19 protein-coding genes are annotated in these 21,122 nt (G+C 53.5%); 15 read left to right on the top strand and 4 right to left on the bottom strand.

The genetic code is table 11. The features are described from left to right. Positions 1 to 289: 289 nt before the first annotated feature. Positions 290 to 1,183, bottom strand: a complete 894-nt coding sequence (locus SC206_RS17480) for a LysR family transcriptional regulator (protein WP_332739159.1) — start codon at positions 1,181 to 1,183, stop codon at positions 290 to 292. A gap of 116 nt (positions 1,184 to 1,299) precedes the next feature. On the opposite strand from SC206_RS17480, the gene SC206_RS17475 reads away from it, so the two are divergent. Further along, positions 1,300 to 2,292, top strand: a complete 993-nt coding sequence (locus tag SC206_RS17475) for an aldo/keto reductase (RefSeq protein WP_332739156.1) — start codon at positions 1,300 to 1,302, stop codon at positions 2,290 to 2,292. Here the strand turns inward: SC206_RS17475 and rsmC are convergent. Then, positions 2,289 to 3,335 carry a 16S rRNA (guanine(1207)-N(2))-methyltransferase RsmC gene (rsmC, locus tag SC206_RS17470; protein WP_332739154.1) on the bottom strand — a complete coding sequence of 349 codons (1,047 nt, stop codon included), beginning with the start codon at positions 3,333 to 3,335 and terminating at the stop codon, positions 2,289 to 2,291. The two genes, SC206_RS17475 and rsmC, sit on opposite strands and share 4 nt — an antisense overlap. 111 nt (positions 3,336 to 3,446) lie before the next feature. Here rsmC and SC206_RS17465 point away from each other — a divergent pair, with 111 nt between their 5' ends. Both SC206_RS17465 and rimI read left to right on the top strand, forming a co-directional pair. Next, positions 3,447 to 3,878: a DNA polymerase III subunit psi gene (locus tag SC206_RS17465; protein ID WP_332739152.1), complete on the top strand. Its 432-nt coding sequence runs from the start codon at positions 3,447 to 3,449 to the stop codon at positions 3,876 to 3,878. Continuing rightward, positions 3,829 to 4,272: a ribosomal protein S18-alanine N-acetyltransferase gene (gene rimI / locus SC206_RS17460; protein ID WP_332739150.1), complete on the top strand. Its 444-nt coding sequence runs from the start codon at positions 3,829 to 3,831 to the stop codon at positions 4,270 to 4,272. The genes SC206_RS17465 and rimI overlap by 50 nt, the downstream gene beginning before the upstream one ends. Positions 4,273 to 4,352: 80 nt before the next feature. Here the strand turns inward: rimI and tsgA are convergent, their stop codons facing one another. Continuing rightward, positions 4,353 to 5,531: an MFS transporter TsgA gene (tsgA, locus tag SC206_RS17455; protein WP_332739148.1), complete on the bottom strand. Its 1,179-nt coding sequence runs from the start codon at positions 5,529 to 5,531 to the stop codon at positions 4,353 to 4,355. Between the two features lie 438 nt (positions 5,532 to 5,969). Here tsgA and prfC point away from each other — a divergent pair, with 438 nt between their 5' ends. The 10 genes from prfC to yjjJ all read left to right on the top strand — a co-directional run bounded on the left by prfC (position 5,970) and on the right by yjjJ (position 17,799). Next, positions 5,970 to 7,559 carry a peptide chain release factor 3 gene (gene prfC, locus SC206_RS17450; RefSeq protein WP_332739146.1) on the top strand — a complete coding sequence of 530 codons (1,590 nt, stop codon included), beginning with the start codon at positions 5,970 to 5,972 and terminating at the stop codon, positions 7,557 to 7,559. A 413-nt stretch (positions 7,560 to 7,972) separates the two neighbouring features. After that, positions 7,973 to 8,566: a molecular chaperone OsmY gene (gene osmY, locus SC206_RS17445; protein ID WP_332739144.1), complete on the top strand. Its 594-nt coding sequence runs from the start codon at positions 7,973 to 7,975 to the stop codon at positions 8,564 to 8,566. Between the two features lie 323 nt (positions 8,567 to 8,889). Then, entirely contained in the window at positions 8,890 to 9,051 is a 162-nt protein-coding gene (locus SC206_RS17440; RefSeq protein ID WP_013577105.1) for a DUF1328 domain-containing protein, read from the top strand. Between the two features lie 279 nt (positions 9,052 to 9,330). Then, entirely contained in the window at positions 9,331 to 10,614 is a 1,284-nt protein-coding gene (locus tag SC206_RS17435) for a patatin-like phospholipase family protein (protein ID WP_332739138.1), read from the top strand. Beyond that, a complete protein-coding gene (locus SC206_RS17430) occupies positions 10,611 to 11,405 on the top strand; it encodes a TatD family hydrolase (RefSeq protein WP_332739136.1) in 795 nt (264 codons plus the stop codon). Before SC206_RS17435 ends, SC206_RS17430 begins: the two co-directional genes overlap by 4 nt. 452 nt (positions 11,406 to 11,857) lie before the next feature. Further along, complete coding sequence (gene deoC / locus SC206_RS17425; RefSeq protein ID WP_332739134.1) at positions 11,858 to 12,637, top strand: deoxyribose-phosphate aldolase; 780 nt, start codon at positions 11,858 to 11,860, stop codon at positions 12,635 to 12,637. Between the two features lie 117 nt (positions 12,638 to 12,754). Then, positions 12,755 to 14,092, top strand: a complete 1,338-nt coding sequence (deoA, locus tag SC206_RS17420; RefSeq protein ID WP_332739132.1) for a thymidine phosphorylase — start codon at positions 12,755 to 12,757, stop codon at positions 14,090 to 14,092. 75 nt (positions 14,093 to 14,167) lie between these two features. Beyond that, positions 14,168 to 15,391: a phosphopentomutase gene (deoB, locus tag SC206_RS17415; protein ID WP_332739130.1), complete on the top strand. Its 1,224-nt coding sequence runs from the start codon at positions 14,168 to 14,170 to the stop codon at positions 15,389 to 15,391. 57 nt (positions 15,392 to 15,448) lie between these two features. Next, entirely contained in the window at positions 15,449 to 16,168 is a 720-nt protein-coding gene (gene deoD / locus SC206_RS17410) for a purine-nucleoside phosphorylase (protein ID WP_332739128.1), read from the top strand. A 257-nt stretch (positions 16,169 to 16,425) separates the two neighbouring features. Beyond that, complete coding sequence (gene yjjJ / locus SC206_RS17405; protein WP_332739126.1) at positions 16,426 to 17,799, top strand: type II toxin-antitoxin system HipA family toxin YjjJ; 1,374 nt, start codon at positions 16,426 to 16,428, stop codon at positions 17,797 to 17,799. Here yjjJ and SC206_RS17400 read toward each other — a convergent pair whose 3' ends face one another. Further along, positions 17,800 to 18,603, bottom strand: a complete 804-nt coding sequence (locus SC206_RS17400; protein ID WP_332739124.1) for a YtjB family periplasmic protein — start codon at positions 18,601 to 18,603, stop codon at positions 17,800 to 17,802. 127 nt (positions 18,604 to 18,730) lie between these two features. On the opposite strand from SC206_RS17400, the gene serB reads away from it, so the two are divergent. Then, positions 18,731 to 19,696 (top strand): phosphoserine phosphatase, encoded by a 966-nt coding sequence (gene serB, locus SC206_RS17395; RefSeq protein ID WP_332739122.1) that lies wholly within the window; start codon positions 18,731 to 18,733, stop codon positions 19,694 to 19,696. A 38-nt stretch (positions 19,697 to 19,734) separates the two neighbouring features. After that, on the top strand, positions 19,735 to 21,117 hold the full coding sequence (gene radA, locus SC206_RS17390; protein WP_332739120.1) for a DNA repair protein RadA: 1,383 nt from the start codon (positions 19,735 to 19,737) through the stop codon (positions 21,115 to 21,117). Positions 21,118 to 21,122: the final 5 nt, after the last annotated feature.

Below are 21,122 nucleotides of genomic sequence, written 5' to 3'. Positions count from 1 at the left end.
GAGGGACTTGAACCCTCACGTCCGTAAGAACACTAACACCTGAAGCTAGCGCGTCTACCAATTCCGCCACCTTCGCAATCCGTTCTCAGCGCATAAACTCATCTATACGACTAAGACAACCACGGGGCCGAATTCTAGAGATTTTCACGGGGGCGTCAATAGTTATTTCACCGTTTCGCGGCGATTGTTGGAAAAAGCGGCGTTTTAAGCATCAATCGACGTTTTATCTCTCATCGCTGCTGCTTGTTGTTGGTTTTATAAGCGTTTTATGCGCTTGTTTTACGAGAGATCAGAGCCGAGCAAATAATTCGATTAACCAGTCCAGCAACACTCTCACGCGCGGCGCAAGAAAGCGGCCGGGCGGATACATTATATACAGCGGCATCGGCGGCGGCGTGAGCTGCGGCAACACTTCCACCAAATCTCCCCGCGCTATTTCCTGACTCACTACCTGTCTCGAGGTTTGAATCAGCCCGTAACCGGCTTTTGCGGCAGCAATGTAGGCGTCTGCGCCGCTGACGGTCAGGGTATGGGCCAATGGCACACGCTGAATCTGATGACCTACGCTGAATTCCAAATGTGACTCAGGTCGTTGATGAGCAAAGAAATAGCCCACGGCCTGATGACCCGCTAAATCCTCCACGCTGTGTGGATTGCCGAAACGTTGCAGATAATCTTTCGAGGCGCAGGTCGTCTGCGGCAGCATGGCAATCGGGCGCGACTGCAAATTTTCATTTTCAGACGGCCAGGCGCGGATCACGCAGTCCACGCCCTGATGCAGCAGATCGACGGCGTTGTCATTGGCGCTAACGGTGAGGCTGATATGGGGATAACGCGCACTAAATTTCGGCAGCGCAGGCAGCACAATTTCGCGTGCCAACGAATGTGGCATGTCGATACGTACGCTGCCCGCAGGTTGGGCTTGCTGATGGGCAAACAGGTTTTCCGTTTCATCGAACGCTGAAATCAGCTGGATACACCGCTGATAATAGAGCTCACCTTCTACGGTAATTTTTACCTGTCGCGTGGTGCGCAAAAACAACCGCACGCCTAAACGTTGCTCAAGATTTTTTAGCGTAGTGCTGACTGTCGCGCGAGGTAAATCCAGATCTTCCGCTGCGCGACTAAAGCTGGCTAACTCTTTGATACGAATAAATATCCGCATCGCTTGAATCTGATCCACACCCTCTCCTCATTGTTCAGGAATGGCAAACAGTGTTGCACGTTTCTGCATATTTATCTTTATTCAGCAAACAACCACACTGTTTTCATCAATTCGACTTTCAAAAGGAAAACATAATGAAGCAGCGTCAGTTGGGAAAAAACGGTCCGTGGGTATCAGCTTTAGGGTTGGGATGCATGGGAATGAGTGAGTTTTACACTCAAAATATGGATGAGAAAGAGTCGTTGGCGACGCTGGATCGCGCGCTGGAACTGGGTGTCACGATGCTGGATACTGCCGATGTTTATGGTCCGTATACTAATGAATCGTTGTTGGGGCGCGCGTTGGTTGGCCGTCGTGACAAGGTTTTTTTAGCCACCAAATTTGGCATCGTACGGGATTCAAACGATCCAAAGGCGCGCGGCAGCAATGGGCATCCGGACTACATTCGTCAATCGGTTGAGGGCAGTTTAAAGCGTTTAAAAACCGAGGTCATCGATCTCTATTATCAGCACCGTGCCGACCCAAACGTGCCGATTGAAGAGAGCGTGGGCGCGCTGGCCGATTTAGTGCGTGAAGGTAAAATTCGCTACATCGGCATGAGCGAAATTTCGGCGGCGACGCTGGAAAGAGCGCATAAAGTCCATCCAATCAGCGCGTTACAGAGTGAATATTCATTGTGGAGCCGCGACGTGGAAGCCAGCATCTTGCCCGCCTGCGAGCGACTCGGCGTGGCCTTCGTGCCTTACAGCCCGTTGGGACGTGGATTTTTGACCGGTGCAATTCGCTCGGTAGATGATTTTGCCGAGGATGATTTCAGAAAGGGGAATCCGCGTTTTCAGGGTGAAAACTTTGTCAAAAACCTGCAGTTGGCCGACAAAGTGGCGGAAATAGCCAGCGAAAAAGGCGTGAAGCCTTCTCAACTGGCGTTGGCGTGGGTCTTGGCACAGGGTGAAAATATTGTGCCAATCCCGGGAACGAAACGTCGAACTTATCTGGAAGAAAACATCGCCGCGCTTGATGTCATCCTGAATGAAGCCGAACTCGCGGCGATTGAAGCAGCCTTTCCTCTACATTCCGCAGCAGGAGGCAGATACACCCCGGCGGTCTTGGAATTAATACAGAATTAACGCTTTTTCTTCTTGTCGTCGCGCGGTGGACGGCCACGGGTGGCTTCGTACACTTTGAAACGGCCGTTCTGCGCCAGCACTTCGTGGTTGCCGAACGTGGCGTCCAGCAGCGCGGCGTAAGGCAGGAAGGCGTTAGCAACAATACGCAGTTTCCCGCCGATATTCAGATGGTTAACCGCACCGCGAATCAGCTGCTCGGAAGCGCTCAGGCTGGTTTGCAAACCTTCGTGGAACGGCGGGTTTGAAATAATCATGTCGAAACGGCCTTTAATGTCGGAGTAGACATTACTGGCGATGACTTCGCCCTGCAGGCCATTAGCCTCAAGCGTGGCGCGGCTGGCGGCCAACGCGGCGGCACCAACGTCACTCAACGTCACTTTCATCTTCGGCGAATAGGTCGCCAACACAGAGGCCAACACGCCTGAACCGGAAGCGATATCCAGCACTTTGCCTTTAATCGGCTCTTCAAAGGTGTTGATTAACAGATAGCTACCGCTGTCCAGACCTTCACGGCTAAACACGCCCGGCAGGGTTTTGATCGTCACGTCTTCAACCATATAGGTCTGCCACCACGCATCGGCGTCAAACTCTGGCTGCTTTTCGAGACGGCCATGATAAAGACCACAGCGACGCGCGCTGTCGATTTTATCCAGCTGGCAGCACTCGGCCAAGATCTCTTCCGCGCTGCGCACGCCGCTGCGGTTTTCACCCACGACAAAAATATCGATGCCGACCGGCAGGATGGAAAGCAGGTTGAACAGCTGGAATTTGGCTTCCTGTTTGCTCTTCGGCCAGTAGTAAATCAGCGTATCGCTCTCGGCGATAAACTCGGCATCCGCCACCAGGCCAAACTGCACGTCATCTTTCAACGACGCGTTAAGCAACTGCCAGTGGTGATATTGATTGGTATGGACCCGCACGCTTTCGGCATCGAAATCGGCTGGCAGGTCATCTTGTAAATCGCCCGCGAACAGTACGCGGCGGCCGGTAAAATCATCGCTGTGGCGCAGTATGACTTCACTGGCCGGGGTTAATGCTGACATCAGATAAGGCTCCTCAGGAATATGGGCGGCATTATAGAGGTTTATTGGCGCAGGTTCGATGTGTTTGCTAGCATAGCGCGCTATAAGAGTGGCCAACGGGCAGGAAAAAGCATGGCAACAAGACGTGACTGGCTGTTACAGCAACTGGGAATTACCCAGTGGACGCTGCGCCGCCCCACGGTTTTACAAGGTGAAGTGGCCGTCAGTCTGCCTGAGCAAACGCAGCTGTTAATCGTTGCGGACGTGCTGCCGCCGGAAGGCAATCCGTTGATAAATGACGTGATCCGCAGCTTGAATCTGCATCCCGCACAGGTTTACTGCCTGCAGGCGGAACAGGTAAAAATGCTGCCGACGGAGACTCACTGCAATTCATGGCGACTGGGCATCAGCGAACCGTTAACGGTCGCGGGCGCGCAGTTATCTAGCCCGGCACTGGCCGAGCTTTCTCAAAACGCTGGAGCAAAACGCGCGCTCTGGCAGCAGATTTGTGAAAATGAACAACATTTCTACCCTGACCCCCGCGGATCTGAATCGCGCGTTTGAAATCGAACAGGCCAGCCACGCCTTTCCCTGGAGTGAAAAAACCTTTGCCAGCAATCAGGGCGAACGTTATATCAATTTGAAGCTCGAGCAGCAGGGCAAGATGGTCGGTTTTGCTATCGTGCAAACTGTTCTCGACGAAGCCACGCTGTTTAATATCGCCATCGATCCGGCTTATCAACGTCAGGGCTTAGGGCGTATTTTGCTGGAAGAAGTGCTGGCGCAGTTAGAGCCGCGCGATATTTTTACGCTGTGGCTTGAGGTGAGGGCGTCGAATCGCGGGGCCATCTCTCTCTACGAAAGCATGGGTTTCAACGAAGTTTCTATCCGTCGCAACTATTATCCCGCCGCCGTCGGCCGCGAAGATGCCATCATCATGGCGCTGCCGATAGGCTAAAAAAAAGCGGACTTAAAAGTCCGCTTTCTGTTTCTATCGAGAGTGTCGCTCACCGTGGTGATGACTATTCCTGATAAGAATTATTTGTGGTCGTGCAGCTTATGCTTGGTCACAAAGCCCAGCAGCAGACACATTACAAACACCACGAAGTACAGGCCATTTGCCGTCGCCAGCGCCGCGTGCGCGCCATCTTTCGCCACGATCGGGCCCGTTACCACGAAGGTCAACATGGTGCCGACCGTGCCGCAGGTCAGAATAAAGTTCACCAGCTTCGGCGACGCCACCTTGGTCTGCAAAGAACCCAGCGTAATAATGGTGGTGTAAATCGCGCTCGATACAAAGCCCAGCGCCATAATCGCGTAAGCCAGATGCGCCGGATTAGTGGTCGAGATAAACAGATACATTGCGGCGGTTGCCAGCAGCGTCAGTAACGTCACGATGCGTTGCAGGTCGAAGAAACGCAGCACGAAGCTGAACACCCACATACCAATCATGTAGGACAACCAGAAATCGCCGACCAGGCTACCGGCCTGATTAATATCAAGATTAAAGGTTTTGGTCACATATTCTGGCACCCACTGAATGAAGCCCAGCTGGCCGAGGATGTAGCACAGCGCGGCAACGGAAAGAAACAGCACGCCCACGCCCCATTTCTCTTTCGCCACGACGTGATGTTCGCTTTGCCCTTTTTTGCCCAGAATCGGGAAATCGGCCATGAGCGTCAGCACAAAAATCGCCACGTAAAGCACGCCGATGCAGGCATAAACCCAGTACCAGCCAATGCTGCGCGCCAGCAAGATGCCCGCTACCACAGGGAAAATCATCCCGGCCATGGAGAAGAAGGAGTCGGTAAACAGCAGGCGCGAACCGCGCTGACGGCCTTCATACAGGTGAGTAATCAGGAAGGTCCCAATCGACATGGTAATGCCGCTGACCACGCCCAGCACAAACATGCACAGCGAGAAAACGCTGATACTTTTGCTGAACATCAGGCCGAGCACTGCCAGCACCATCAGCACAAAGCCGAAAATAAGCTGGCGTTTCAGCGGGATAACTTCCATCAGCCACGCATTCAGAAAGATGGCGACCAAAATACCGGTATTGAGAAAGGTGAAGGTGTTACTCATGCTGGAAACGGGCAGGCCGAAATAAGCGGCGATATTGCCCATCACCATGCCGGTGACGATGACCAGCGCGCCGGTCAGTCCGTAAGAGAAAAAGCTGATCCAGGTGAGAAGCAATCGATTACTTTTAGTCATTAAGATACATCCTTGTGATGTATAGAGGTTAAAAACACGCAAAAGGGTTCAGATTTTGGCGTCAATTGTGGTTAACAAAAGCTGCCGAAACGCGGTGTAAAACTTTTATGGGCCGATTATCCAGAAAGGACCGGGCCAGTTTTGTGATGGGACAGGTATTTTTAATGCAAGAGATAAAGTTATGCAAAAATTATGTGTGATCTAACTCACATTTTTATGCAATCGCGCTGAATTTAACCGCTTTCGCTGCCGTTTGTGCTTCCTTATACACCTCGCAATCAGGACGCTTATACGTCGAATCTGAAAGCATTGATTGTCTATCCCCGCCAAATCATAGAAAATAGCCGGCTATAACTTTTATTACCGCTTTGCCTGATGCCGTTCTGGCGTAAAATCAATACCGATGCAGGGCGGACAACCGCAGAAACGTGGAAAAACATGTCTCCTAGTGAATACGCCCTCGAAGTCGCCAAACGTCGCACCTTCGCCATTATCTCGCACCCCGATGCGGGTAAAACCACCATTACTGAAAAAGTGCTGTTGTTCGGACAGGCGATTCAGACCGCCGGTACGGTAAAAGGCCGTGGCTCCAATAACCACGCCAAATCCGACTGGATGGAAATGGAAAAGCAGCGTGGTATCTCCATCACCACGTCCGTGATGCAGTTTCCGTATCGCGAAGCGCTGGTTAACCTGCTCGACACCCCGGGGCACGAAGACTTCTCCGAAGATACCTATCGTACTCTGACCGCGGTCGACTGCTGTCTGATGGTAATCGATGCCGCTAAAGGCGTTGAGGATCGTACCCGTAAGCTGATGGAAGTTACCCGTCTGCGCGACACGCCGATCCTGACCTTTATGAACAAGCTTGACCGTGACATCCGCGACCCGATGGAAGTGATGGACGAAGTCGAGCGCGAGCTGAAAATCGCCTGTTCACCCATTACCTGGCCTATCGGCTGTGGCAAGATGTTCAAAGGTGTTTATCACCTTTACAAGAACGAAACCTATCTTTATCAGACAGGTAAAGGCCACACCATTCAGGAAGTTCGTATCGTAAAAGGTCTGGATAATCCTGCTCTCGACGCGGCTATTGGTGAAGATCTGGCGGCGCAGCTGCGTGAAGAGCTGGATCTGGTTCAGGGCGCTTCGCACGAATTTGACCACGAAGCTTTCCTGAGCGGCGATTTAACGCCAGTATTTTTCGGCACCGCGCTGGGTAACTTCGGCGTTGATCACATGCTCGACGGGCTGGTGGAGTGGGCGCCTGCGCCAATGCCACGTAAAACCGACGTGCGCGAAGTTAAAGCCGACGACGAAAAGTTCACCGGTTTTGTGTTCAAGATTCAGGCCAACATGGACCCGAAACACCGCGACCGCGTGGCCTTTATGCGCGTTGTGTCCGGAAAGTATGAAAAAGGCATGAAGCTGCGTCAGGTGCGGACCGGCAAAGACGTGGTCATTTCCGACGCGTTGACCTTTATGGCGGGCGACCGTTCCCACGTCGAAGAGGCGTTCCCAGGCGACATTATCGGTCTGCACAACCACGGCACCATTCAGATTGGCGACACCTTCACGCAGGGTGAAAACATGAAGTTCACGGGTATCCCGAACTTTGCGCCAGAGCTGTTCCGTCGTATTCGTCTGCGTGACCCGCTGAAGCAGAAACAGCTGCTGAAAGGGCTGGTTCAGCTCTCTGAAGAGGGCGCGGTGCAGGTGTTCCGTCCGTTAATCAACAACGATCTGATTGTTGGCGCGGTCGGCGTGCTGCAGTTTGAAGTGGTTGTGGCGCGTCTGAAAAGCGAGTACAACGTCGAAGCAATTTATGAATCGGTCAACGTTTCTACCGCGCGCTGGGTTGAAAGTTCAGACGTGAAGAAGTTTGAAGACTTTAAACGCAAGTGTGAAGTTAACCTGGCACTCGATGGCGGCGACAATCTGACTTACGTCGCACCTTCGATGGTTAACCTTAACCTGACCAAAGAGCGTTACCCGGAAGTCGATTTCCGTAAAACTCGCGAGCACTAAGCCTGCAAGCAAATCAGTACTGATACAGGTGCTGATACATTAGAAAAGGCGGTCAATTGACCGTCTTTTTTTTCGCCTGTGCTCAGCATAATGGCGCAAAAGTAGTTTACCTGCGGAATTATATTGCCCGTTTTGGCGCTTTTTCAGTCTAAAATTCGCGAAAATGCTCAGACTTATCTGTATTACCGGTTAATTAGGCATTCTTACTACAGTTTTGCTCATGGTCGACTATATTAAATATACGCACAACGAAAGGCAGTCGTTAACGCTGGCCTTAGGATACTAAGTAGAGAGTTGTGCTGAATTTTTTTAAATCACATAGACGTGATCACAGTAAAAAGCTTTTAAGTCGTCACGACCATGTGGCGTAAAGAGCCCTCGATTAGGGCTGACAAACTGTAAGGAAGAAATCGATGAAAAAGTCTAATTTTGCATACTCAATGATGGCCGTTGTTCTGGGTACCGCGCTGATGAGCGGTAGCGCACTGGCTGCCTCAGACACTACGAGCTCTGCGGGTTCAAAAATCGATAGCTCCATGAAGAAAGTCGATGGCTACATGGGCGACAGCGCCACCACAGCGAAAGTAAAAAGCGCACTGGTTGACGATAAAGCCATTAAAAGCACCGACATTTCTGTCAAAACAGACAATGGCGTCGTGACTCTGAGCGGTTTCGTGGGCTCTCAGGCCGAAGCGGAACAGGCTGTCGCGGTAGCTACCAAAGTTGAAGGCGTGAAATCCGTCAGCGACAAACTGCATACTAAAGACAGCAAAACGCAGTCAGTAGGCGGTTATGCGGGTGATGCTGCAACCACAACTTCAGTAAAAGCCAAGCTGCTGGCCGACGACATCGTCCCTTCACGCATGATTAAAGTTGAAACGACCGACGGCGTTGTTCAGCTCTCCGGTACGGTGAAAGATCAGGCTCAGTCTTCTCGCGCTGAAAGCGTAGCCAAGACCGTTGATGGCGTGAAAAGCGTTAAAAACGACCTGAAAGTTCAGCCATAAGATTTAAAAGTAGGGAAAGGAACTCGCTGATTACGCGGTCCGCTGAGTGGGCGGACTCTTGCGACAATCACGACGACAATCGCGACGATAATCGCGATAGGCTCAAGGAAGAGCAGTAAAGCACCACGAGTTCGGCAAGAATAAAAAATGAATTACGAATTTTTTACGTGAGAAATCACTGAGTTTCCATTCGTTTTTTAAATTCCAAGCTATCTTTAATACTGTACTTCCGATTGACGTTTCTACAGTAATAAACCGTTATTCAAGACGCATTTCATAAACGAGTGACGTACGAATATTTTAATTAGGGTAAGGAGAAGCTTATGTTTCGTTGGGGTATTATTTTTCTGATCATCGCGTTGATCGCGGCAGCTTTAGGTTTCGGTGGTCTGGCTGGTACAGCGGCATGGGCTGCAAAAATCGTCTTCGTTGTAGGTATCATTCTGTTCCTGGTCAGCCTGTTTACCGGCCGTAAGAGACTTTAGTCTCTTTAAAGCCAAAGACTGACATCTACAATGTCTAAAAGGTAAAATGATTTTTTCCTGATTTTATCTTAAATTCCGGAGATTATTGAGAGTTCGCCTTAATATGGGGCAGGGAAGGCAAGGATTTCCCCGAGGTGAACTTTTCAGCCGCGTTATTGGATGACGCAGCGTGTCGTTAACAGGAAGTAACGATTTAATCTCCGGAATTTTGCATCAACAATACCGATTGGCCCAAGACCGAGTATGCTCATCATATAAGCACTATTTTGAGGAGCCTGCATGGGACAAAGAATTCCGGTCACGCTGGGGAATTTCGAAGCCCTAGCCTATAAACCCTATCTTCCCGGCAAAATTGCCCTTGTATGTGAAGGCGGCGGACAACGCGGCATTTTCACGGCAGGCGTGCTCGACGAGTTTCAGCGAGCTGGTTTTAATCCCTTCGACCTTCTTATCGGCACTTCAGCCGGTGCACAAAATCTCTCAGCATACGTTTGCGGTCAGGCCGGTTATGCCCGACGCGTGATTACCCGTTACACCACCAGCCCAAACTTTTTTAATCCTCTGCGCTTTGTTCGCGGCGGACACCTTATCGATCTCGATTGGCTGGTCGACGAAACCCACAAACACATGCCGTTGGCGATGGACAGCGCCGAAAAGCTGTTGATCGACGGCCGCGAATTCCTGATGTGCGCCTGCCGCAGCGATGATTATCAACCCAGCTATTTTTCACCGACCCGCGAAAGCTGGTTGCCGGTGATTAAAGCCTCGAGCGCGATCCCGGGCTTTTACCGGCTCGGCGTCGATCTCGACGGGATTAGTTATCAGGACGGCGGCATCAGTGACGCCATTCCCGTGGAAGAAGCTTATCGTCGTGGCGCGGACACCATTGTGGTGATCCGCACCGTGCCCTCCGCGATGTTTTATACCCCGCAATGGATGAAACGGATGGAGCAGTGGCTGAGCGAAAGCAGCCTGCAACAGCTGGTACATATGGTGCAGCATCACGAGCAGAGCTATTATCGCATCCAGCAATTTATCGAGAATCCGCCCGGCGACCTGCGGATTTTTGAGATTTTCCCGCCGAAACCGTTGGCGAGTCATGCACTTGGCAGCCGTTTACCGGCGCTGAATCAGGATTATCATCTTGGCCGCCGCTGCGCGCGCTACTTTTTGTCCATTGCGTCACACTGGTTGATGCCGAGGGAAAAGGATCAGCCGATGCCGATTATTACCCCGCGCAACGTCCGACGTCCGAGCATTGTAGTGCCGCCATTGACCACGCCAGCAACCGTGCCCGCGAATGAAATTCCACTCGCGGCGGCTGCGGCCAACCAGCCATTAATGCCCGAAAAGATCGTTATTGCCGATGAAATCGCGCTAACGGAAACGCCGATCGACACCGCGCAGCGCAAGATTGCCAGCCTGTTTATGGATGAAGCCTCACGCGTGGTCGCCAGTCCGGTAACGGAAACGGAAGAGGTAAAAAGCTTCTATATAAACGAAGCCGCTATGCCAACCGCCTGTTCGAACGCCAAAATAGAGGGAGAAGGAGAGTCGTTGTGAAGCCCGCATTTATTGATACCCACTGCCATTTTGATTTTCCGCCGTTTAGCGACAATGAAGAAAGCAGCCTGCGCCTCGCGGCAGAGGCGGGCGTGCGGCAAATTATCGTGCCTGCCGTTGAGGCGGCGCGCTTTGAACCTATTCTTAAGCTCGCCGCGCAGCACGCGCCCATTTTTGCCGCGCTGGGCCTGCACCCTATTTGTATTGAACGCCACACCGATGACTGTCTCGAGCAGCTCGCAGCCCGCCTTGAAGCGCGCGATAGCAAGCTGGTGGCGATAGGCGAAACGGGCCTCGACCTTTATATGGAAAATCCCGATTTCGACAAACAGCAGCTTCTGCTCAAGGCGCAGTTTGCGCTGGCGAAAAAGCATGAACTGCCGATGATCCTGCACTCGCGTCGCACGCACGATCAGTTGGCCGCGATGCTGCGCAAGGTCGATTTGCCCGCGACCGGCGTGGTCCACGGCTTTGCCGGCAGCCTGTCACAGGCGCAGGCGTTTGTGAAACTCGGCTTTGCGATTGGCGTTGGCGGTACGATCAGCTATGAAAGGGCGCAGAAAACCCGTCAGGTAATGGCGCAACTTCCGCTCTCTTCTCTGCTGCTTGAAACCGACGCGCCCGATATGCCGTTGCAGGGTTTTCAAGGAGAGCCAAATCGACCCGAACGCGCGGCGCTGGTTTTCGACGCGCTATGTGCCTTGCGACCCGAATCCCCCCACGAAATTGCCCGGGCGCTGGGCGAAAATACGCGGCGCATTTTCAAGTTGCCGCAACTAGAGCAACAGTAAAGTGTTATTTAAATAACATTTGCAGCGAGAGTAATATCCTTTTCTTCCTGCTTTTTCTAGCATTTATTTTTTTACGCCGTCTGCAATTAAAGGTAAATGTTATTTAAATCACATTTACCTCTGCGCTATGATAACGCCCAAAGATGTTGCCTGAATCAGTGATTGTCATGATTCGGGTATACACTTTCATTCTAAGCCTGACGCTGAGCAAGGCTTCTGTAATGTGATTTAGATCACATTATTCTGAGTAACGTTGCAATCAAATTTCATTTTGTGTGAAATACTGCACAACATCGATGACGTCCAGCTGTTCAAATAGTCTGAACAGAGGGGCGATTGCTCTCGTCTGCTCGCCAGAGTCGGGAATAAACGGGGCGCTCGCGGGTGCCTGCATTCCTGACCTTATGCTCGGTTTTGACGGCGTGTCAGAACTGAAAATTGTGGAGAGTTTTATGACCGATTTAACCGTAGCGGCGCAGCGTGCGCTGGGCCTGATGGATTTAACTACCCTGAACGAAGACGACACCGCCGAAAAGGTGATTGCGCTCTGTCAGCAGGCGAAAAGCCCGGCCGGTAACACCGCCGCTATCTGCATCTATCCCCGTTTTATTCCGGTAGCCCGCAAGGCGTTACGCGAGCAGGGCACGCCTGAAATTCGTATCGCGACCGTCACTAACTTCCCGCACGGCAACGATGATATCGACATTGCCCTCGCCGAAACCCGCGCCGCGATTGCTTACGGTGCCGATGAGGTTGACGTAGTTTTCCCTTATCGCGCGCTGATCGACGGTAACGAGCAGGTCGGAGCCGAGCTGGTAAAACAGTGCGCCGATGCCTGTCACGCGGCCAATATTCTGCTGAAAGTTATCATCGAAACGGGTGAGTTGAAGCAAGACGCGTTGATTCGTAAAGCCTCTGAAATCGCGATCAACGCGGGTGCAGACTTTATCAAAACCTCAACCGGTAAAGTGGCAGAAAACGCTACGCTGCACAGCGCCGAGCTGATGCTGACGGTAATTAAAGAGCTGAACGTCGCTGAAACGGTTGGCTTTAAACCTGCCGGCGGGGTGAAAACGGCAGAAGACGCTGCGCAATATCTGGCGCTGGCCGACAACATTTTAGGTCGCGAATGGGCCGACGCCCGCCATTTCCGCTTTGGCGCGTCCAGCCTGTTGGCGAGCCTGCTGACCACTTTGGGTCATCAGAGCGAAAAAGCCGGCAGCGGTTATTAAATTTTAAATTAACTGGCTGAATGCGCATTCCGAGGTGGCCGCACAGTGTTGTGTCGGCGGCCTCGGTTTTATCCCTGATAGTGTGATTTCCTCTCTGTATCCCATTGGAGTGAGAACGTGGCTGCTGCACAACAAACCTTTCTGGCTCAGGAAATAATTCGTAAGAAGCGTGACGGACACGCGCTGAGTGAAGAAGAAATTCGGTTCTTTATCAACGGCGTGCGCGACAGTAAAGTGTCGGAAGGGCAAATTGCCGCGCTGGCGATGACCATCTTTTTCAATGACATGAACATGAAAGAACGCGTGGCGCTGACCATGGCGATGCGCGATTCGGGCACGGTGCTGAGCTGGAAACAGCTGGCGCTCAACGGGCCGATTGTTGATAAACATTCAACCGGCGGCGTGGGCGACGTGACGTCGTTAATGCTCGGCCCCATGGTTGCGGCCTGCGGCGGTTACATTCCGATGATTTCGGGTCGCGGTTTGGGTCACACCGGCGGCACGCTCGACAAGCTCGAAAGTATTCCGGGGTTCGATATCTTCCCCGATGACAATCGTTTCAAGAAAATTATTCAAGACGTGGGCGTGGCGATTATTGGCCAGACCAATTCGCTGGCACCCGCCGACAAACGTTTTTACGCCACCCGTGACATCACCGCGACGGTCGATTCAATTCCGTTGATCACCGCCTCGATTCTGGCGAAAAAGCTGGCCGAAGGGCTGGACGCGCTAGTGATGGATGTCAAAGTGGGATCTGGCGCGTTTATGCCGACCTTCGAGCTGTCGCAGGATTTGGCGCAGGCAATTGTCGACGTGGCTAACGGGGCCGGATGCAAAACGACCGCGCTGCTGACCGACATGAATCAGGTGCTGGCCTCCAGCGCCGGTAACGCAGTGGAAGTGCGTGAAGCCGTGCGATTCCTGACGGGCGATTATCGCAGTCCGCGCCTGCTTGAAGTGACGATGGCGCTGTGCGTCGAAATGCTGCTGTCAGCCGGACTGGCCGAAAACGACGCCGACGCGCGTCAAAAGCTGCAAACCGTGCTGGATAACGGCCGCGCGGCGGAGATTTTCGGCAAAATGGTCGCGGCACAGAAAGGCCCGATCGATTTTATCGAACATTACGATCGCTATTTACCTCAGGCGACGTTGAGTAAAATGGTTTATTCAGAAAGCGCGGGGATCATTACTTCAATGGATACTCGCGCGCTCGGGATGAGCGTGGTGGCGATGGGCGGCGGACGTCGTCGCGCCACTGACGCCATCGATTACAGCGTTGGGTTAACGCAAATGTCGCGCATTGGCCAGAAAGTCGATACGCAGCATCCGTTGGCGATGATTCATGCCAACAGCGAAGAGGCGTGGCAGCAGGCCGCCGAGGCCGTTCGTTCAGCCGTAACGCTGAGCGACGAAGCGCCAGAAACGCTGCCTGTGGTCTATCGCCGTATCAGCTGACAGACCCGTTAACCCAATCACCAAAACGGCGCGTAAAGTGCCGTTTGCAACGCGCATGATGCGCAGGAGAACGAAATGAAACGTACATTTATCATGATGTTGGACTCATTTGGGATTGGCGCGAGCAAAGACGCCGACCGTTTTGGTGACGTGGGTTCCGACACGCTGGGTCACATCGCCGAGGCCTGTGCGCGCGGCGAAGCGGACGTTGGCCGTCAAGGCCCGCTGCATCTGCCGAATTTGACCAGCCTGGGTCTGGCGAAAGCCGCCGAAGCGTCAACCGGCCGCTTCCCTGAAGGCATGGCTCCTGACGCCGAAATCATCGGCGCTTACGCTTACGCCAGCGAGCTCTCATCGGGCAAAGACACGCCTTCCGGTCACTGGGAAATCGCCGGCGTGCCGGTGCTGTTTGACTGGGGTTACTTCTCCGACGAGCAAAACAGCTTCCCGCAAGAGCTGCTCGACAAGCTGGTCGAACGCGCCAACCTGCCGGGTTATCTCGGCAACTGTCACTCTTCCGGCACCGTCGTACTTGACGCGCTGGGCGAAGAGCACATGAAATCCGGCAAGCCTATCTTCTATACCTCCGCCGATTCCGTGTTTCAAATCGCCTGCCATGAAGAAACGTTCGGTCTCGATCGCCTGTATGAGCTGTGCGAAATCGCCCGCGAAGAGCTGACCGAAGGCGGCTACAACATTGGCCGCGTGATTGCGCGTCCGTTTGTGGGCGACAAAAAAGGCAACTTCGAGCGCACCGGCAACCGCCACGATTTGGCCGTTGAACCGCCAGCGCCAACCATCCTTAAAAAATTGGTGGAAGAAAAGGGCGGCGAAGTGGTCTCCGTCGGCAAAATCGCCGATATTTATGCCCACGTCGGCATCACCAAAAAGATCAAAGCCACGGGCCTCGATGCGTTGTTCGACGCCACCGTCGCCGAGATGAAAGTCGCAGGCGACCAGACGATCGTCTTCACTAACTTTGTTGATTTCGACTCTTCTTACGGCCATCGCCGCGACGTGCCGGGATACGCCGCCGCGCTGGAACTCTTTGACCGCCGGATGCCTGAACTGCTGGCGTTGGTAAAAGATGACGACATTATTATCTTCACCGCCGACCACGGCTGCGACCCAACCTGGCGCGGCACGGATCACACCCGTGAACACATTCCGGTACTGATTTATGGCCCGAAAGTGAAGCCCGGTTTCCTGGGTTATCGCGAGACGTTCGCCGATATTGGCCAGACGGTCGCTCACTATTTCGACCTGTCGCCGATGGAATACGGAAAATCCATGCTTTAAAGCAAAATTTTTGCGAAGATTCAGTCAACTCAATGAGATCTACAAGGATAACAAACCATGGCAACGCCACACATTAACGCAGAAATGGGCGATTTCGCAGACGTAGTCCTGATGCCTGGCGACCCTTTGCGCGCCAAACACATCGCCGAAACCTTCCTTGAAGACATCAAGCAAGTGAATGACGTGCGCGGCATGCTGGGTTTCACCGGCACTTATAAAGGCCGTAAAATCTCCGTAATGGGCCACGGCATGGGCATTCCATCCTGCTCAATCTATGCCAAAGAGCTGATCACCGAATTCGGCGTGAAAAAAATCATCCGCGTGGGTTCCTGCGGCGCGGTGCGCAGTGACGTTAAGCTGCGTGACGTAGTGATCGGCATGGGTGCCTGCACCGATTCCAAAGTTAACCGTATGCGTTTCAAAGACCACGACTATGCGGCCATCGCCGACTACGACATGGTGCGTCACGCGGCAGACGCGGCGGCGGCAAAAGGCATCAAGGCGCGCGTGGGCAACATCTTCTCCGCCGACCTGTTCTACACGCCAGACCCGCAAATGTTTGATGTTATGGAAAAATACGGCATTTTGGGCGTTGAGATGGAAGCGGCCGGCATTTACGGCGTGGCGGCAGAGTTCGGCGCTAAAGCGCTGGCTATCTGCACCGTTTCCGACCACATCCGCAGCGGTGAGCAAACCACGGCGGCTGAACGTCAAACGACTTTCAACGACATGATCGAAATCGCGCTGGAATCAGTCTTGCTGGGCGACAAAGAGTAATTTCTCTTTTCTAACTAGCTTGATAAAAAAAGTAGTCGATACACACGGAGGCCCTCGCGCCTCCGTTTTGCTTTGAAAACCTTCGCCTTTCTATTCATCCTATCCAGATTATCTATTCACCAATCTATTCACAGGCTATTTATTAGCTGTAAAAAGGCTATTATTTATAGTTATTTAGGACTATAAAATTCCTGTGGCTCTATTCAGCTATCTATTCACTCATCTATTCACTCATCTATTCACGAGGCCGCGCTGCGATGAAAACGATTGAAGAAATGCTGCGACAAGCGCCTGCCAGCGCCGCAGAACTTATCGCCGCGCTCGATATTAGTCAGCCCACGCTGTCGCGCAAAATTAACGACGCGCCTCACGTGCTTAAGATGGGGAAAGGCAGAGCCACCGGTTATGCGCTGAGCAGAGAGATAGGGGGTGAAAGGCGTTTTCCTCTTTATCGAATAAATCAGCACGGACAGGTTAATCAGATTGCTACGCTGTTTCCTATTTGGCCGGGCGACGCCTGCGCGGTAGAAGATAGCGCTGGCGGCTGGCATCTTCACGACGGCTTGCCGTGGTATTTGAGCGACATGCGACCACAGGGTTTTCTAGGGCGAGTCTGGGGGCGAGAAATGGCGGCGCACCTTGATTTACCAGAAGATATCCGGCTGTGGACGGAAAAACACACGCTGCTCGCCCTCTCGCAATGGGGCGAGGCGACAGTAGGTGATTTGCTGCTGGGTGAAGCCTCTTATCAGCGCTTTTTGGATGAGCAGGATGATTTCCGGATTTCGGCAGGCAATCGGCTGCACGGTTATTTGAAGCTGGCGGAACTGAGTCTAGCGGGTGAGCAGGTGGGATCTTCGGCAGGCGGTGAACAGCCAAAGTTCAGCTGTATCAAGGCCTTAAACGACGATGATGCTGAAGAAAGCCAGCACGTTTTAGTGAAGTTTTCTCTCGGCGCGACAAACGAAAACGCCGCACGCTGGGCAGATTTATTGCAGGCCGAGGCGATCGCGTTGGCTACCTTGCGCGCCGAAAATATTGCTACTTCTCTGGCAGAGATAATTTTGGGGCCGCACGGGGAGGTTTTCCTCGAATTACAGCGTTTTGATCGCCTTGGCGTGCACGGACGTCGTAGCCTTATCTCGCTAGAAGCCGTGGCGGCAGAATTTTTAGGCAGCCGCGCCGTAAACTGGATTGAGGCGGGTAAAGGGCTATTAATAGAAGGGGTAATTACGCAGGCTGTGTTTGAGCAAATTTGCCAGCTTTACGCCTTCGGCAAGCTTATCGCTAATAGTGACATGCACGCTGGAAATCTTTCTTTCATTGATGATCGTCATGACAGCAAATTGATTGATCCTAAAAGCCTTCCGCTGGCGCTTTCGCCGGTTTACGACATGTTGCCGATGGCGTTTTCTCCGACCAGCAGCGGGAATATGCGCCAAAGCATCGCGCCGCTTGAATTGGATAGTCGGGTGAGTCGGATTTACTGGCAGCGTGCTCAAAAATGGGCGCTGGATTTTTGGCAGCAGGCGGCGGAGTGTTCGACAATCAGTGCCGAATTCCGCCAGCTGGCCCTACAGATGCGCGAGCAGGTTGAAAGGCTGACGGCCAATATCAGCCGTCTGGCCTGATTATTTCTTCGGTTTTCTCGGCTTGCGGCTGCGTTGCAGGTTGCGGTGCGCGGCCTGCACGGCTTCGAGTTCGGCCTCTTTTTCCGGCGTCAGCGTCGGTTTGTCTTCTATTCTCTCTTCAGCGATGGCAATAACCAGCGGCTCAGGGTTGTGAGCAGGTAAGTCGTCATCTTCATCGCGCTCCTTCAAACGCGTGCTGGCCGTCAGCAGGAACGGCGACTGTTCCCAACGGCTGCGGCGGCCTTGCAACAGACTACGCGCCAGAATAATGCCGATCGCCAGCGCCAGCAGCATCATCAGACGCAGCAGGTTGGTGGTGTTATCGACCTGCTTGGCTTCGGTGGCGAGCACGTGCGTATCTAACGTCATGCGCAGAAAGCCGCTCGGCCCGGCCTTGTCGCCAATCGGCTGCACGATTTGGTGATTGAAATAACTCCCCGCGCGCTTGCCGTCGAGCGCCAGCCTGTCGCGCACCGGCACGGTTTCTCCGGCGTGGGCAATCAGCGAGCCGTCGAGCTGGTAAACGCTGGCATCAAGTATGCGACTCTGATCGGTAAGTTGATTTAAAATGGTAGTAATCTGTGCGATGTCTGCGCCATCATTCTGGCTGTCCATCAGCGGCGCAAGCGAAAACGCCACCTGACGGGCAAGCGTTTGAGTCAGCTGTTCGACCTGTTGTGATCGCGCTAACTGGTGGCCTAGGCTAAAATAGGACGCACCTTGCATTAATAAAACTAATAAAGCCAAGCAAATCAGCACGATAACCGTGCGGTGTCTGCGAAGTTTCAGTTTGGCCTCTGCCATTCTGTTTCCTTAAGATATTCGACCACTTTAATGTTGCCAGAAGCGTTAGCGATAGGGTAGCTTGATGCGTCGTTTTATCGCGGCCCCTCTGCTTTTCGCCAGAGTTTTTGCTCTTACAGGAGAAATCATGCCAAACCGTCTGACCTATTGCGATCTTCCTTCAGAGATCCACCAATGGCCGGGACTTCCACTTTCACTCAGCGGTGACGAAGTGATGCCGCTCGATTATCGAGCAGGGCACACGGGTTGGCTCCTGTACAGTAGAAAGCTCGACAAGTTAAGCCTCAGCCGTTTCCAGAGTGCGCTCGGTCGCGCGCTGGTTATCGTCAGCGCCTGGATGGTCGAAGACTATCAGGTGGTGCGTCTGGCGGGTCCGCTGACTCCCGACGTCTTCATGCTGGCCGAACAGTTTGAATTCGATCTCACGCCGCTGCGTAAAGTGCCGCACATGCGCACGCCGGGCCTGCTGGTGATGGACATGGATTCTACGGCAATCGAGATTGAATGCATCGATGAAATTGCCAAACTCGCGGGCGTGGGCGAACAGGTGGCCGCAGTCACCGAACGTGCAATGCTTGGCGAGCTGGATTTCTCCGCCAGCCTGCGTCAACGCGTGGGCACGCTGAAAGATGCCGATGCCAACATCCTCTTGAAAGTTCGCGAAACGCTGCCATTTATGCCAGGTCTGCGCAAAATGGTCGCGCGTTTGCAGGAAATGGGCTGGCACGTTGCTATCGCGTCCGGCGGTTTTACCTATTATGCCAACTATTTGCGTGACGAGCTGGATCTAGTCGCGGCTGTCGCCAACGAGCTGGAAATTTTCGACGGCAAGCTGACCGGTGAAGTGATCGGGCCGATTGTCGACGCGCAACACAAGGCCGATACCCTGCTGGCGCTGGCCGAAAAGCTTGGCATTCCGGTAGAGCAAACCGTGGCTATCGGCGATGGCGCAAACGATTTGAAAATGATGTCCGTCGCAGGATTGGGCGTCGCCTTCCACGCCAAACCGAAAGTTTACGAGCAGGCCGAGGTCAGCATTCGTCATGCGGATCTGATTGGTTTGCTCTGTATTCTCAGCGGCAGCGTGGCGTAATCTGAATAACGGGGCGTTACGTCCCAACGAGGTAAATTTTGGCAAAAGCAGTAAAACGCGCATTTGTGTGTAATGAATGCGGCGCAGATTATCCGCGCTGGCAGGGGCAATGCAGTGCCTGTCAGGCCTGGAACTCAATTACCGAAATCCGTTTGTCTGCTTCGCCTACCGTGGCGCGCAACGAACGTTTAACCGGTTATGCCGGTGATGCGGGCGTGAGCCGCGTGCAAAAGCTGTCAGATATCAGCCTCGACGAGACGCCGCGTTTCAGCACCGGTTTTAAAGAATTTGACCGCGTGCTCGGCGGCGGCGTAGTGCCGGGCAGCGCGATTTTGATCGGCGGTAATCCCGGCGCCGGTAAAAGTACCCTGCTGCTGCAAATTCTGTGCAGGCTCAGCGAAAGCATGAAAACCATGTACGTCACCGGCGAAGAGTCATTGCAGCAGGTGGCGATGCGTGCGCACCGCCTCGGATTACCCACTGCCAACATGAATATGCTGTCCGAAACCAGCATCGAGCAAATTTGCCAGATTGCCGATCAGGAACAGCCGAAACTGATGGTTATCGACTCCATTCAGGTGATGCACATGGCGGATATTCAGTCGTCGCCGGGCACCGTCGCGCAGGTGCGTGAGAGCGCGGCTTACCTGACGCGCTATGCCAAAACGCGCGGCGTGGCTATCGTGATGGTTGGCCACGTCACCAAAGACGGTTCGCTTGCAGGTCCGAAAGTGCTGGAGCACTGCATCGACTGTTCCGTGCTGCTCGACGGCGATGCCGATTCGCGTTTTCGTACTATTCGCAGTCATAAAAACCGTTTTGGTGCCGTTAACGAGCTGGGCGTGTTCGCGATGACCGAACAGGGCCTGCGCGAGGTGAATAATCCGTCGGCAATTTTCCTCAGTCGTGGCGATGAAATTACCTCCGGCAGTTCGGTGATGGTGCTGTGGGAAGGCACGCGCCCGCTGCTGGTGGAGATTCAGGCGCTGGTCGATCACTCGATGATGGGCAATCCGCGTCGCGTCGCCGTTGGGCTTGAGCAAAACCGGCTGGCGATTCTGCTGGCGGTGCTGCACCGTCACGGCGGCTTGCAGATGGCGGATCAGGACGTGTTCGTCAACGTGGTCGGCGGCGTTAAAGTCACCGAAACCGGTGCCGACCTCGCGCTGCTGCTCTCTTTGGTGTCGAGCCTGCGTGACCGGCCTTTGCCACAGGATTTAGTGGTGTTCGGCGAGGTTGGGCTGGCCGGAGAAATTCGTCCGGTGCCGAGCGGGCAGGAGCGCATCACCGAGGCCGCCAAGCACGGCTTCAAGCGCGCCATCGTGCCGCACGCCAACGTGCCGAAAAAGATCCCGGAAGGAATGAAAGTGTTTGGCGTTAAAAAGCTGGCTGATGCCCTGTCGATTCTTGACGATCTCTAAATCTG

The sequence above is a fragment of the Rouxiella sp. T17 genome (assembly GCF_036663475.1).
Classification (GTDB): domain Bacteria; phylum Pseudomonadota; class Gammaproteobacteria; order Enterobacterales; family Enterobacteriaceae; genus Rouxiella.
The sequence above is the reverse complement of the archived record's forward strand: the minus strand, read 5'-3'. Positions and strand labels throughout refer to the sequence as shown.

Coding starts and splice junctions, on each gene's coding strand:
- serB (WP_332739122.1), top strand. CDS start 18,731: ATGCCAAACCGTCTGACCTATTGCGATCTTCCTTCAGAGATCCACCAA.
- SC206_RS17435 (WP_332739138.1), top strand. CDS start 9,331: ATGGGACAAAGAATTCCGGTCACGCTGGGGAATTTCGAAGCCCTAGCC.
- rimI (WP_332739150.1), top strand. CDS start 3,829: ATGAACAACATTTCTACCCTGACCCCCGCGGATCTGAATCGCGCGTTT.
- prfC (WP_332739146.1), top strand. CDS start 5,970: ATGTCTCCTAGTGAATACGCCCTCGAAGTCGCCAAACGTCGCACCTTC.
- deoD (WP_332739128.1), top strand. CDS start 15,449: ATGGCAACGCCACACATTAACGCAGAAATGGGCGATTTCGCAGACGTA.
- SC206_RS17465 (WP_332739152.1), top strand. CDS start 3,447: ATGGCAACAAGACGTGACTGGCTGTTACAGCAACTGGGAATTACCCAG.
- deoC (WP_332739134.1), top strand. CDS start 11,858: ATGACCGATTTAACCGTAGCGGCGCAGCGTGCGCTGGGCCTGATGGAT.
- deoB (WP_332739130.1), top strand. CDS start 14,168: ATGAAACGTACATTTATCATGATGTTGGACTCATTTGGGATTGGCGCG.
- rsmC (WP_332739154.1), bottom strand. CDS start 3,335: ATGTCAGCATTAACCCCGGCCAGTGAAGTCATACTGCGCCACAGCGAT.
- osmY (WP_332739144.1), top strand. CDS start 7,973: ATGAAAAAGTCTAATTTTGCATACTCAATGATGGCCGTTGTTCTGGGT.
- SC206_RS17440 (WP_013577105.1), top strand. CDS start 8,890: ATGTTTCGTTGGGGTATTATTTTTCTGATCATCGCGTTGATCGCGGCA.
- tsgA (WP_332739148.1), bottom strand. CDS start 5,531: ATGACTAAAAGTAATCGATTGCTTCTCACCTGGATCAGCTTTTTCTCT.
- yjjJ (WP_332739126.1), top strand. CDS start 16,426: ATGAAAACGATTGAAGAAATGCTGCGACAAGCGCCTGCCAGCGCCGCA.
- SC206_RS17475 (WP_332739156.1), top strand. CDS start 1,300: ATGAAGCAGCGTCAGTTGGGAAAAAACGGTCCGTGGGTATCAGCTTTA.
- SC206_RS17400 (WP_332739124.1), bottom strand. CDS start 18,603: ATGGCAGAGGCCAAACTGAAACTTCGCAGACACCGCACGGTTATCGTG.